Genomic DNA, 13159 nt, shown 5'->3' with positions numbered 1-13159 from the left:
CTCAGGCCCGCTGCTCCAAAAAGTTCTTGAGCATGGCGTGGCCGTGCTCGGTCAAGATGCTTTCGGGGTGGAACTGCACGCCTTCAATCGGCAGCGTCTTATGGCGCACGCCCATGATTTCGCCGTCCTCCGTCCAGGCCGTTACTTCCAGTACCTCGGGGCAGGTGGCGCGCTCGATGGCCAGCGAGTGGTAGCGGTTGACCGTGAACTTTTCAGGCAACCCGGCAAACACGCCCTTTTGCGTGGTGGTGATGACGCTGGTTTTGCCATGCATCAGCTCTTGCGCGCGGATGATGTTGCCGCCAAACGCTGCGCCAATGCTCTGGTGGCCCAAGCACACACCCAGGATGGGCAGCTTGCCCGCAAAGTGCTTGATCGCAGCCACCGAGATGCCAGCCTCGGCCGGTGAGCAGGGGCCGGGCGAGATGACCAGGCGATCCAGCTTGCCAGCATTGAGGCGCGCTTCAATCTCGGCCACGGTGATCTCGTCGTTGCGGAACACTTCCACCTCTGCGCCCAGTTCACCAAAGTACTGGACGATGTTGTAGGTGAAGCTGTCGTAGTTATCGACCATCAAGAGTTTCATGCGGCGCTCCCGGCAGTGGCGGGCTCGCGCAGGCGGGCGAACTCGCGGTGTTCATAGGCAATGCAGGCTTCCATGAGGCTGCGGTAGATGGCTTCCATCACATCGGCGTCGCCGCCTTCGGCCAGGGTCTGCTCGCGCACGCGGTCCACAATGGCCTGGATGCGGGCTTCGTCACGCACCTGGGCAGGGTCTTGCTTGATGCGGGCGGCCTGGGTCATGTAGCCCACGCGCTCCACCAGCAGGGGCACCAGCACGTCGTCCAGCGCGTTTACTTCACGGCGCACATCCTGCATCGTGTGGCAGTGTTTGACTTTGTCGATTGCGCGGGTCATTCGAGGCCCTCCTCCACCAGTTCGGCCGCACGCAACAGTGCGCGGGCCTTGTGTTCAGTTTCTTTCCATTCCAGCTCAGGCACAGAATCGGCCACCACACCGGCGGCGGCCTGCACATACAGCGTGCCGTTCTTGATGATGCCGGTGCGAATGGCGATGGCCACGTCCATGTCGCCCGCATAGCTGAGGTAGCCACACGCGCCACCATACAGGCCACGCTTGGTAGGTTCGAGCTGGTCGATGAGTTCCATGGCATGCACCTTGGGCGCACCCGTCAGCGTGCCTGCAGGGAAGGTGGCCTTGAGCACATCCATGCTGGTCATGCCGTCGTGCAGGATGCCTTCCACGTTGCTCACGATGTGCATCACATGGCTGTAGCGCTCCACCACAAAGGCTTCCGTCACCTTCACGCTGCCGGTTTTGGCGATACGGCCAATGTCATTGCGCGCCAGGTCGATCAGCATCACATGCTCGGCGCGTTCCTTGGGGTCGTTGATGAGTTCCACCTCGGCCGCCTTGTCCTTCTCTGGGGTGGCGCCGCGTGGGCGTGTACCAGCCAGGGGACGGATGGTGACTTTGGTGCCTTCTTCCGTCTTTTCCTGGCGCACCAGGATCTCGGGGCTGGCGCCCACCACATGGAAGTCGCCAAAGTCGTAGAAATACATGTAGGGCGATGGGTTCAGCGAACGCAGCGCACGGTACAGCGACAAGGGAGACTCGGTGTAGCGCTTGTGGATGCGCTGACCCACCTGCACCTGCATGAAGTCACCGGCAGCGATCAGCTCCTTGGCGCGCTCCACAGCGGCCAGGTAATCGGCCTTGGCAAAGTCGCGCTGGGCGGGGTGGCTTTCGGTGGCCTTCACCACCGGGGCGCTCACCGAATACTTGAGCTGCTCCTTGAGGTCACGCAGGCGCTTTTTGGCCCGGGTGTAGGCCTCGGGCTGGGCCGGGTCGGCGTAGACGATGAGGTAGAGCTTGCCCGACAGGTTGTCGATGACCGCCAGCTCTTCGCACTGCAGCAGCAGAATGTCGGGGCAGCCCAGGGTGTCGGGGGGGCAGGTGGATTCGAGTTTCTTCTCGATGTAGCGCACCGCGTCATACCCAAAGTAGCCCGCCAAGCCGCCGCAAAAGCGCGGCAGGCCGGGGCGCAGGGCCACCTTGAAGCGCTTTTGGTACTCCGCAATGAAGTCCAGCGGATTGCCCGCAGCGGTTTCCACCACTTGGCCGTCGGTCACCACCTCGGTGCGCGCATCGGCACCAAAGCCACTGGCGCACAGCAGGGTGCGGGCAGGCAGCCCGATGAAGCTGTAGCGCCCAAAGCGCTCGCCGCCCACCACGGATTCGAGCAGAAAGCTGTGCTTGCCGCCGTCCTTGGTGTGCGCCAGCTTCAAGTACAGCGAGAGCGGGGTTTCCAGGTCCGCAAAGGCCTCCACCATGAGGGGAATACGGTTATAGCCTTCGCTGGCCAGGCTTTTGAATTCAAGTTCTGTGATCACGGGGAGAGCTCCCAGCTGTCGCAGCGCGCATCCCCTGGGTAGTGAAACGGGGGCGCTGCGGTCCATTCAATCGGCCTTGCCGCCTGAATGGGGCAGAGGCCACGGGTGCACGCCGGGCTCAGGCCCAGGTGCCATCAGGCGTTCAAAGCGGCAGGCTGACGCCAGGGCCAGGCTCCCCGGTCGCTGCAACCTGTGATGAACACGTGATGAATGAACATGGGGCCAAAGTGTAGCAAAGGCTCCCGGGGAATTTGCCTGCGGATAACCCCATCACAACAAAACCAACGCCTACCCCATCGAAAACCCTGTTGCACAGGCCCGGGAGGCAAGCAACAATTTTAAACGAACGACCGTTCTTTTTTCGGGAGCTGTAGATGACGATCTTGAAGCGATGGGCTCTGGGCGTGTGCGCCTTCATCCTGGCAGGCAGTGCCTGGAGCCAGGCAGTGACCGTGGCAGACGTGAAGTACGAACCCACCCAGACGCTGGGGGATAGCACCGTGCAGCTCAACGGCGCTGGCGTGCGCTACAAGGCGGTGTTCAAGGTGTACACCGCCGGTCTGTACCTGGAGAAAAAAGCCTCCACCCCACAAGAAGTAGCCAGCCAGCGCGGCCCCAAGCGCCTGAGCATCACCATGCTGCGCGAAATCGACTCGACGGAACTGGGCAAGCTGTTTTCCCGAGGCATGGAAGACAACATGGACCGCGCCGCGTTCTCGCGCATCGTGCCGGGCGTGCTGCGCATGAGCCAGATCTTTTCAGACCACAAAAAGCTGCAGGCGGGAGATCAGTTCATGATCGACTGGATTCCTGGCACCGGCACTGTCATCACCGTGAAGGGCAAAGTCCAGGGCGAGCCCTTCAAGGAGCCTGAGTTTTTCAATGCCCTCTTGGGCATCTGGCTGGGCAACCTGCCCGCCGACTTCAAGCTGAAAGACGCCTTGCTGGGCAAGCCTGCCTGACGCGGAGCAGACACGGCCTGCGCGTCACCGGCGGGCCAGCCACTGCCCCACTTGTTCCAGCGAATCGACGTACCCGTCGGCGTCCACATGGCGCACCGGCTGGCCGTGGTTGTAGCCATAGGTCACCAGCACCACCGGGCAACCGGCGGCGCGTGCTGCCTGCGCGTCATTGCTGGAGTCGCCCAGCATCAGCGTGCGCGCGGCGGAGGTGCCCAGCGCTTCGCAGGTCTTGACCAGGGGCAGCGGGTCGGGCTTTTTGCGCTCAAAGCTGTCGCCGCCAAACACGCGTGCAAAAAAACCATCCAGGCCTTTGGCCTGGAGCAGTGGCTGAGCGAACGCCAGCGGCTTGTTGGTCAGGCAAGCCAGCGGCAGGCCCGCCCCCTGCAAGGCTTGCAGCCCCTGCACCACGCCGGGGTACACGGCCGAATGGCTGCCGTTGATTTCCAGGTAGTGGTGCTGGTAGCGGGCCCAGGCTTGCGGAAACAGCGCTTCAATTTTGATAGCTGCCTGCGCTTGTTCCACGGGCGCTAGAACGTGTTTTAGCACCGAACGCAGCAAATGCTCCGAGCCCTTGCCCACCATGTTCTCGGCCTGATCGGCGGCAATGGGGGGCAGGCTCAGATCGCGCAGCATGCGGTTCAATGCTTCGTTGAAGTCACCCATGGTGTCCACCATGGTGCCATCCAGATCGACGATGACGGCGTCTACGCCGCTGGGGTTCAGGGTATTCAGGTTCACAGGAAGAAGGGGCGGAAAGGCGCCAGCACAGCGATGAAAGCGCCTGAATATAGACCAGCGCCAGCACGCCACGGCGCCCCGCCGCGTACGCCCAGGGCAGGCCTCGTCTGACAATGCCCGGCCGCTCAGGCTTTTATGCTTTGCCTTCATTTCCCTGGCTTATCGCAAGGAATATCCATGAAACGCACAGCATTTTTGACATCAACCTGCACCATGGCAGCCGCCTTGGCCTGCGCCACCGCCCTGGCCCAGCCCGCGAATGACGCCCGCGCCCGCTACGAAGAAGAACGGCGCGCCTGCATGACCCAAAACACCCAGGACTCCCAGGCTACCTGCCTGCGCGAAGCCAGCGCCGCACGCGATGCTGCGGCCAAAGGCCAGTTGAGCAGCCCCGGCACCGCCGCTGAGGCCAACGCCCGTGAGCGCTGCAAGGTTTTTCAGGAGGCCGCCGACCAGGCGGAATGTGTGCGTCGGCTGGAGTCCACCGCCAGTGGCTCCGTCGCAGGCGGCGGGTTGCTGCGCGAATCCGTCACCACCACCTACGAGCCGCGCTGAACCCCGGCACCGTGTGGGGCAGGCTCGGCGCCCGAGCGAAAGCGGGGGCTACCACAACCCCCCGCAGCTTGTTTGGGTGCGTCAGGCCAGCTGAACGCGCATGGCGTCGATCACCGACTTGTAGTCCGGTTTGCCGAAAATCGCGCTACCCGCCACAAAGGTGTCAGCACCGGCATCGGCCACGCGGCGAATGTTGTCGGCCTTGATGCCGCCATCCACTTCCAGGCGGATGTCCTTGCCCGAAGCGTCGATGCGCTTGCGCACGGCTTCGATCTTGCGCAGGGCCGAGTCGATGAAGCTCTGGCCACCAAAGCCGGGGTTCACGCTCATGATGAGGATGAGGTCGATGTCGTCAATCACCCAGTCCAGCACATCCAGCGGCTCGGCAGGGTTGAACACCAGACCGGGCTTCACGCCCTTGGACCGGATGGCCTGGATGCTGCGGTGCACATGGCCCGAGGCATCTGGGTGGAAGCTGATGTAGTCAGCGCCAGCGTCGGCAAACGCGGCGGCCAGCGCGTCCACTGGCTGGATCATCAGGTGCACATCAATCGGCACCGCTACGCCCGCTGGCGTTTTGGCGTGCGGCTTGAGGGCCTGGCACACCATGGGGCCGAAAGTGAGGTTGGGCACGTAATGGTTGTCCATCACGTCGAAGTGGATCCAGTCGGCGCCAGCGGCAATGACATTGCGCACTTCTTCGCCCAGGCGGGCAAAGTCGGCAGAGAGGATGGAGGGGGCGATTTGGAAGGTGCGGCTCATCCCCCGATTGTCGCAAAGCTGGAACGCTGCGGGGTTTTGCCTTGCCCAAGGGCACGCGCTCACACCCCGCACGGTTACCATTCGGCCCATGCCAAAGTACCAGTTTGCGGTGGAAGTTCTGCCCGAATACCTGCCCGAGGAATCGGAGCCAGAACGCGAGGTGTTTGCCTTCGCCTACACCATCACCATCACCAACACGGGCGACGCCCCCGGCCAGCTGATTTCGCGGCACTGGATCATCAGTGACGCCCGCGGCCACACCGAAGAGGTCAAAGGCCTGGGTGTGGTGGGGCAACAGCCCCTGCTCAAGCCGGGTGAGGCCTTCCAGTACACCAGCGGGTGCCGCCTGCGCACGGCCAGCGGCACCATGCACGGCACGTTCCACTGCGTGGCCGAAGACGGCGAGCCTTTCGCCACGCCCGTTCCCCTGTTTGTGCTGGAAGCCATTCACCACGGCCCCACAGGCGAGCCCCTGAACGGAAGGGTGCTGCATTGAGCCGCCCCACCGACCTGGCGCGCCTGCTGGCGGAACTGGACCCCGAGGCCGACCTTCCCCACCGCCACCTCTGGCTCATCCATTTGCTGGAATGGGTGCGCGGCGATCGCGACTCCGTGCCCGGCGCCACGGCCAGACTGCAGCTTTTTCTGGATGCGGTCGAAGCCCGGCCAGAGCTGCGCGCGCGCCTGCAGGCTTGGTGGGCGCAGCTGGTGGACACGGTAGATATCACCACCTTGTTGGCCGACTTCGGCTTTGCGCCACGCACCGCTTTTGTGAGCGAGCTGGCGGCGCGCCTGCGCACCAAGTGGCTGCCGGGCACGCCGGACACGATCGATGCGTCTGAACTGTTCGTGCTGGCAGTGCCCCATGAATTTGACGCGCAATGGATGGCCGCGCTGGACGAAGCACAGCTCAACCGCCTGGCCGCCCTGCTGGTGCCGCCGGGCGAGGAAAGCGGCCTCTCGCTGTGGCGCCACGCGCTGCTCAACGCCATCACCTACTGCGCGGGACAAATCCTCTCGACCGGGTTTGCCCCTGAACTGCGCCTTCGCATGAGCGAAGAGGCGCGCGAAGCCCAGCCCTTCCATGCGCTGATCCGCGACGTGGAGAGCCTGCGCGTGGAGGTGCTGCACGCCTTGCGCACCCCCGACCGGCTCAACGAAGCCGCGCAGCGCCTGCGCGAGCGGCTGGAGGCCTGCCGCGCCGCCACGGCCACGGTGTACACGCACTTTGAAGACAACGGCATCTCCGTCGGGCTGGTGTTCCGCCTGCGCCAGCTGCGCGAGCGCATCGTGCGCGTGCGGCTGCTGCTCGACTGCCTGCTGTCGCCCAAGCCCGCCCTGGCGGCCGCCCGGCTGATGTCTTCGCTGGTGCAGGTGGGCCAGGAGCGGCGCAGTCTGCGCGCGCTGTTCGCCTCCAACTCCTCGCTGGTCGCGGCCAAGGTGGCCGAGCGCAGCGCAGAAACCGGCGAGCACTACATCACCCGCACGCCAGCCGAATACCGCTCCATGGTCCACAAGGCAGCGGGCGGCGGGCTGGTGATTGCGTTCACCACGCTGATCAAGTTTGGCTTGTATGCCCTGGCGCTGTCGGCCTTCTGGGCGGGCTTCTGGGCGGGTGTGAACTATGCAGTGAGCTTTGTGCTGGTGCAGTTGCTGCATTTCACGGTGGCCACCAAGCAGCCAGCCATGACCGCCCCGGCCATGGCGGCCAAGCTCAAAGAACTGGGCTGCGGCGACGCCATCGAGTCGTTTGTGGACGAGATCACCCATCTGGTGCGATCGCAGGTAGCCGCAGTGCTGGGCAACGTGCTGGTGGTGATGCCTGTGGTGCTGGGCATTGCACTGCTCATGCTCCACACCCTGGGCACACCGCCCATCTCGGAAAAGCAGGCGCTGCATGTGCTGGAGTCGCTGCACCTGCTGGGCCCATCGGTGTTTTTTGCTGCCTTCACAGGCGTGCTGCTGTTTGCCTCCAGCATCATTGCCGGGTGGACGGAAAACTGGTTCGTGCTGGCGCGCATGGACTCGGCCATTCAATACAACCCACGCATCACCCGCCTGCTGGGCACTGCGCGCGCGGCGCGCTGGGCGCACTTCCTGCGCGAGAACATCTCGGGCTTTGCGGCCAACATTTCACTGGGGTTCATGCTGGGCCTGGTACCCGTGATTGCCACCTTCTTCGGCCTGGGGCTGGATGTGCGCCATGTCACCTTGTCGGCGGGCCAGATTGCCGCTGCCTGCGCCACGCTAGGGCTGGATGTATTGCACCAGCCCGGCTTCTGGTGGGCAGTTGCCACGTTGCCCTTGCTGGGGGCGTTCAACGTGGGTGTGAGCTTCTACCTGGCATTCAATCTGGCCATGCGCGCCCGCAACGTCAGCGGCGTGGAGCGCTCGCGCATTTATGCAGCGATCCGGGCCCGCCTGCGCAGCGCACCGTTGAGCTTTTTCCGACCTGAACGCGCACGGGCTGCCTGAGAGTCTTCTCTGCGTGCCCGCGCGTTTTGACACCGCCAGGACACCGGTGGCGACAGACGAAACTGTCCTACACACACATCCTGTTGCAACCCGTAGAGTCTGGCGGTACGTCAAAAAACGTCTCTGTGAACGCTCTGAAGGGAGTTGCTTGAATGCGCCGCTGACCTTTGCTGATGCAAAGAGCGGTTGATCCGCGCGGCGGGTATCTGGTACGGTCGGGTGGTTGAGCGCCCCCTGCGTTCGGTCGCAGACTCGTCCCAGAGTCCTGTTGGCTCGTTGGCCCGTGTGCAGTTTTTGCCCCCAGCCTGCCTGTCACCGAACCCTTTTGCAGGACATGAGCCTGCAGGGCTTGCCGGGGGTCGCACAAACGCCAGCCGCCGCGCTGGATGCACCACCGCTCGCCCAGCCCATGCATGCTCCGCAGGTGCAGCGCCCCGCTTGCACTGCAATGGGCGCACCAAGGCACCGGGCGTTTTGTTCCACCTCCGGGCCGCAGGCCCGTTTCCACCCGAGGTCACCACCACATGAATGAACTTATGAGTTTTTGGGCCCAGTGGCTCAGGCCATCGGCGGGACTGCCCACCGTGCAGTGGTCACTGCTGCTGGCGGTTGCTGCCATGGCGGGCTACCTCATCCAGCGCCACACCGGTCTGCCCAAGGTGCTGGGCTATTCGCTGGTAGGCACGGCCGCCGGGCTGGCCGGCTTCAGCGGCGCGGTGTGGCCTTTGCAGGGCATTGGCCTGTTCCTGCTGGAGCTGGGCATTGCGCTGGTGCTGTTTGAATGCGGTGGCCGTATCTCGCTGCGGTGGTTCCGCCACAACCCCATGGTGCTGGTGCAAAGCATTGCCGAGTCGGCCCTGACGTACTTTGCCGTGTATGCGGTGCTGTTGTGGCTGGATCAGCCCACCCAGGTGGCCGGGCCGCTGGCCTTGGTGGCGCTGGCCGCTTCGCCCGCCGTGCTGACACGCGTGGTGGCCGACACCCGGGCCGCCGGGCCGGTGACGGAACGCGCCGTGGTGCTGGCCACGTTGTCCACGCTGTACGCGCTGACGCTGGGCTCCGCCTGGTCCGAGCAGATGAACCGGCAAAGCGCCACCTTGCTGGATGCGATTTCGCCCGCCGTGGTGGTGCTGGGCGTGTCCATTCTGGTCGCGGCCGTGCTCACGCTGGTGCTGCGCACTGCACTGCGCTTCATGAGCCCCACCAGCGAAAACACCTCGATGCTGCTGCTCACGCTCATCGCCGCGGGCTCCACCGTGGCCTCGCACATGGGCGGCTCGGCGCCGCTGGCAGCGCTGCTGGCGGGCATCTTGCTTAAGCAATTGAACCCCCGGCCCTGGGCCTGGCCACGGCAGCTGGGCAACGCCTCATCGCTGCTGACCATGCTGATGTTTGTACTGGTGTCCACCGTGGCCGCGCAGGCAGACTGGAGCGGCCCCGTGGCCGGCGCCGTGCTGGCTCTGATTGCTGCGCGCCTGATCGCCAAAGCCGTTGGCGTGGGCCTGGGCAACGTGGGCAGCGGCGCCAGCTGGCGCCAGGCGCTGTGGGCGGGCTGCGCGATGACGCCCATGTCCTCCATCGCGCTGCTGATTGCATCGCAGTTTGTGGTGGCTTCGCCCTCCACCGGCTACCAGATTGCCAGCGTGGCGCTGCCCGCCATCTTGCTGATGGAAGTGCTGGGCGCCGTGATTGCCACCGTGGCCATCTACCGTGCGGGCGAAAGCTCGAAACCCTGGGCACCGCTGCTGCGCGGTGGCCGCAACGGAGAATCGAATGAGTCTTGAAGCCTTCCACCATTCCGAGCCGCTGACGCTGGGCGTCGAGCTGGAGTTGCAGCTGGTCAACACCAACGACTACGACCTTGCCCCGTATGCGGAAGACATGCTGCGCCTGATGAAGAAAACCCCGCTGCCCGGCAGCGTGGTGCCCGAGATGACGAACAGCATGATCGAAATCTCCACCGGCATCTGCCACTCGGCCAGCGAAGTGGTGGGCCAGCTCACCCCCATCCGCGATGCGCTGGTCAAAAGCGCCGACAAGCTCAACATCGCCGTGGTGGGCGGTGGCACGCACCCCTTCCAGCAGTGGCATGAGCGCCGTATCTACGACAAGCCGCGCTTCCGCGAACTGTCGGAGCTGTATGGCTACCTCTCCAAGCAGTTCACCATCTTTGGCCAGCACGTGCACATTGGCTGCCCCAGCGCCAACGCGGCCCTGCTCATGCTGCACCGCATGAGCCGCTACATCCCGCACTTCATCGCGCTGTCGGCCTCCAGCCCCTACGTGCAGGGGCAAGACACGGCCTTTGATTCGGCGCGGCTCAACTCGGTGTTTGCCTTCCCGCTGTCGGGCCGCGCACCGTTTGCTTTGACGTGGGAAGACTTCACCGCCTACTTCGACAAGATGACCCGCACCGGGGTGGTGAAGAGCATGAAGGACTTCTACTGGGACATTCGCCCCAAGCCCGAGTTCGGCACCATCGAGATCCGCGTGTTCGACACCCCGCTCACCATCGAACGGGCCGCGGCCCTGGCGGGCTACGTGCAGTCGCTGGGCGCATGGTTCCTGGCCGACGAGCCCTTCATGCCGCAGGAAGACGACTACCTCGTCTACACCTACAACCGCTTCCAGGCCTGCCGCTTCGGCATGGAGGCGGTGTACGTGGACCCCGCCACGGGCGACCACATGCCGCTGCGCGAGCACATCCTGATGACCATGGACAAGATCGCCGGCCACGCTGCGGCGCATGGCGCCTCGAACGCCCTGCACCTGCTGCGCACCGACACCCAGGCCGGCCAAAACGACGCCCGCTGGCTGCGCGACCGCCAGCGCCAGGAACAGTTGCTGGCCGAGGTCAGCCGCCAGGCAGCGCAGCGCTTTCGCGGCGCACCTGTCTGAGCAGTGCGCCTCAACCCGCCGACAATCAGGCCATGGGTGAATTTGACCTGATTGCGCGCTACTTCACGCGCCCCGTTCGCCACGCCGCCTTGGGCGTGGGCGACGACTGCGCCTTGCTGGCCCCGCGCCCCGGCATGCAACTGGCCATCAGCAGCGACATGCTGGTCGAAGGCCGCCACTTCTTTGCCGATGTAGACCCCGAGGCCCTGGGCCACAAGGCACTGGCCGTCAACCTGTCGGACCTGGCGGCCTGCGGGGCCAGGCCGCTGGCCTTCACGCTGGCACTGGCGCTGCCGCGAGTCGATGAAGCATGGCTGGCTGGTTTTTCCAAAGGCTTGCTGGCGCTGGCCGATGAGTACGGCTGCGAGCTGGTGGGCGGCGACACCACGCAAGGCCCGCTGAACATCTGCATCACCGTATTTGGCGAAGTGCCTGCGAGCCAGGCCCTGCTGCGCAGCGGCGCGCGCGCGGGTGATGACATCTACGTGAGCGGCACGCTGGGCGATGCACGCCTGGCGCTGGAAGCCCTGCTCGGCCACATCCACCTGCCAGGCGAACTGCTGGCCCAGGCCCGCCAGCGGCTGGAGCGCCCCACACCCCGCGTGGCGCTGGGCCTGGCACTGCGCGGCATTGCCAGCAGCGCCATGGACGTGAGCGACGGCCTGCTGGGCGACTTTGGGCACATCCTCAAAGCGTCTGGCGTGGGTGCCTGCATCCGCACCGATGAAACTATTAAATTGATAGCTGCTGGCGCTTTCCCATCAAGCGCTAGAGGCCAATTTGAGCAAAAACTTCTGCAGCAATGCACCCTGGCGGGGGGTGACGACTACGAGCTGCTGTTCACCGCCCCACCCCAGCACCGCGCCGCCGTGGCAGAGGCTGCAACCCAGAGCCAGACACCTGTCACGCGCATTGGCCAGGTGGAAGCTGCACCGGGCTTGCGGCTGGTGGATGCACAAGGCATGCCGGTAGAAAACCGCTTCGCCTCGTTTGATCACTTCGCCTGACAGCCAGAGCGCCCTGTGGGAGCGCCCCGGAAGAAGGCGCCCCGCTCAGCGCATCTGAAACAGCTCCTGGTGAAAGCGCCCTTGCCTGCGCCCCAGGCGCTGCATGGTGTCGCGCAGCGCCTGGCCAAAGCCCTGCGGCCCGCAGAACCACACGCTGGCCTGGGGCCCGGCGCTGGCCAGCAGCGCATCGGCGGCCACCTTCCCGGTGACGTCGCTGTGGTGGATGTGCAGCGTCACGCTGGGCAATTGCGCGCACAGCTGCTGCATGCGCTCGGCAAACACGGCCTCTTGGGCGTTGCGCACGCAGTAGTGCAGTTGCACCACCGGGGCCTGGGCCGGGTTGGCCACCAGCGATTCCAGCCAGGCCACAAACGGCGTGGCGCCAATGCCTGCGGCCACCCACACCTGCTCGGGGGCACGGTCCTGGCGGAAGTCGAATCGCCCGTACGGCCCTTCCACCCACACCTGCTGGCCCACGGCCACCTGCTGCGCCAGTCGCGCGGTGTAGTCGCCCAGCGCCTTGATGGCAAAGCGCAGGCGGCCGTCGCCGGTATCGGCGTTGACCAGCGTGAAGGGGTGGTGCCCCTCGCCCGCCTGCAACGTCAAGAACACAAACTGCCCGGCCCGATGCTTCCAGGCGCCCTGCACCTGGCATTCCAGCTCGACCACGCCACTGGGGTGCACCTGCACATCCACCACCTGGGCCGCATGGCGGCGGCTGCCGCCAATGCGCCCGGCCAGCGAACGCACTGCGCACAGCACCCCCACCAGCGAGGCCACGGCCACAAAGGCGCCTGCAGGCTGCGCCCACCAGGCGGGCGGCACCAGCACCACCGCATGAAACGCCAGCACCAGGTACACCCCAGCCAGCAGTTTGTGCAGATAGCGCCAGACGTGGTACGGAAAGCGCTGCCACAGCGTGATGACCAGCATGGCGGCCAGGAACCATACCGCCCACTCGCCCATGTCTTCCGCCAGGTGGCGGAAGGTGTTGAGCCACCAGTCCGCGCGCGGCCCCCGCACCGGGCGGCCCACCAGCGTGATCAGCAGGTCTTTGGACAGCTGCGTGCCGTAATGCAGCAGCGACAGCACGATGGCGCCAATGCCCGCCCACTTGTGCAGGCGGTAGATCTTGTCCATGCCGCCAAGCGGCCGCTCCAGCCACACCGGGCGCAGCGACAGCACCATGATGAGCGACATCAACGCCCAGCCCCCCAGCCCGGTGAGCAGCAGGATCTGGTTGCGCCACCACCAGACATTCATGGCCGGGTCTTGCCACGGCACCGTCATCGCCCACAACAACACCGCCAGCGCCAGCGTGCTTCCCAGAACCTTCTTCATCATCGAC

General features: G+C 65.1%; 13 protein-coding genes. 7 read left to right on the top strand and 6 right to left on the bottom strand.

The window, feature by feature from the left end; translation table 11 throughout:
* Window position 1: 1 nt before the first annotated feature.
* Genes PQV96_RS01670 through trpE form a run of 3 tightly spaced genes read right to left on the bottom strand, consistent with a single transcriptional unit; the run spans window position 2 to window position 2414 of the window.
* Window positions 2-586 carry an anthranilate synthase component II gene (locus tag PQV96_RS01670; protein ID WP_066697265.1) on the bottom strand — a complete coding sequence of 195 codons (585 nt, stop codon included), beginning with the start codon at window positions 584-586 and terminating at the stop codon, window positions 2-4.
* Window positions 583-918, bottom strand: a complete 336-nt coding sequence (locus PQV96_RS01665; RefSeq protein WP_207373829.1) for a chorismate mutase — start codon at window positions 916-918, stop codon at window positions 583-585. The genes PQV96_RS01670 and PQV96_RS01665 overlap by 4 nt, the downstream gene beginning before the upstream one ends.
* Window positions 915-2414: an anthranilate synthase component I gene (gene trpE, locus PQV96_RS01660; RefSeq protein WP_273624362.1), complete on the bottom strand. Its 1500-nt coding sequence runs from the start codon at window positions 2412-2414 to the stop codon at window positions 915-917. The genes PQV96_RS01665 and trpE overlap by 4 nt, the downstream gene beginning before the upstream one ends.
* 374 nt (window positions 2415-2788) lie before the next feature.
* Here trpE and PQV96_RS01655 point away from each other — a divergent pair, with 374 nt between their 5' ends.
* Window positions 2789-3376 (top strand): chalcone isomerase family protein, encoded by a 588-nt coding sequence (locus PQV96_RS01655; RefSeq protein WP_044396443.1) that lies wholly within the window; start codon window positions 2789-2791, stop codon window positions 3374-3376.
* Between the two features lie 24 nt (window positions 3377-3400).
* On the opposite strand, the gene gph is transcribed toward PQV96_RS01655, so the two are convergent.
* A complete protein-coding gene (gene gph / locus PQV96_RS01650; RefSeq protein ID WP_273624360.1) occupies window positions 3401-4114 on the bottom strand; it encodes a phosphoglycolate phosphatase in 714 nt (237 codons plus the stop codon).
* A 177-nt stretch (window positions 4115-4291) separates the two neighbouring features.
* On the opposite strand from gph, the gene PQV96_RS01645 reads away from it, so the two are divergent.
* A complete protein-coding gene (locus PQV96_RS01645; protein WP_273624359.1) occupies window positions 4292-4669 on the top strand; it encodes a hypothetical protein in 378 nt (125 codons plus the stop codon).
* Window positions 4670-4750: 81 nt separating this feature from the next.
* Here the strand turns inward: PQV96_RS01645 and rpe are convergent, their stop codons facing one another.
* The gene (gene rpe / locus PQV96_RS01640; protein WP_066695396.1) at window positions 4751-5431 is read right to left on the bottom strand and encodes a ribulose-phosphate 3-epimerase; all 681 of its coding nucleotides are present in this window, start codon (window positions 5429-5431) and stop codon (window positions 4751-4753) included.
* A gap of 88 nt (window positions 5432-5519) precedes the next feature.
* Between rpe and apaG the strand changes: the two genes are divergently transcribed.
* From apaG to thiL, 5 genes are all read left to right on the top strand, one after another.
* Complete coding sequence (apaG, locus tag PQV96_RS01635; RefSeq protein WP_066695398.1) at window positions 5520-5927, top strand: Co2+/Mg2+ efflux protein ApaG; 408 nt, start codon at window positions 5520-5522, stop codon at window positions 5925-5927.
* Window positions 5924-7906 (top strand): site-specific recombinase, encoded by a 1983-nt coding sequence (locus PQV96_RS01630; protein ID WP_273624358.1) that lies wholly within the window; start codon window positions 5924-5926, stop codon window positions 7904-7906. Before apaG ends, PQV96_RS01630 begins: the two co-directional genes overlap by 4 nt.
* A gap of 524 nt (window positions 7907-8430) precedes the next feature.
* Window positions 8431-9690 carry a cation:proton antiporter gene (locus tag PQV96_RS01625; protein ID WP_142083013.1) on the top strand — a complete coding sequence of 420 codons (1260 nt, stop codon included), beginning with the start codon at window positions 8431-8433 and terminating at the stop codon, window positions 9688-9690.
* Window positions 9680-10804: a YbdK family carboxylate-amine ligase gene (locus tag PQV96_RS01620; RefSeq protein ID WP_044396431.1), complete on the top strand. Its 1125-nt coding sequence runs from the start codon at window positions 9680-9682 to the stop codon at window positions 10802-10804. Before PQV96_RS01625 ends, PQV96_RS01620 begins: the two co-directional genes overlap by 11 nt.
* Before the next feature lie 32 nt (window positions 10805-10836).
* On the top strand, window positions 10837-11811 hold the full coding sequence (gene thiL, locus PQV96_RS01615; protein WP_273624357.1) for a thiamine-phosphate kinase: 975 nt from the start codon (window positions 10837-10839) through the stop codon (window positions 11809-11811).
* Window positions 11812-11856: 45 nt separating this feature from the next.
* On the opposite strand, the gene PQV96_RS01610 is transcribed toward thiL, so the two are convergent.
* A complete protein-coding gene (locus PQV96_RS01610; RefSeq protein WP_273624356.1) occupies window positions 11857-13152 on the bottom strand; it encodes a ferredoxin reductase family protein in 1296 nt (431 codons plus the stop codon).
* Between the last annotated feature and the right edge of the window lie 7 nt (window positions 13153-13159).

This window comes from Acidovorax temperans (assembly GCF_028596105.1).
Taxonomy (GTDB): Bacteria; Pseudomonadota; Gammaproteobacteria; order Burkholderiales; family Burkholderiaceae_C; genus Acidovorax; species Acidovorax temperans.
Note: the sequence above shows the minus strand (reverse complement) of the source record. Positions and strands in the feature narration are given on the sequence as shown.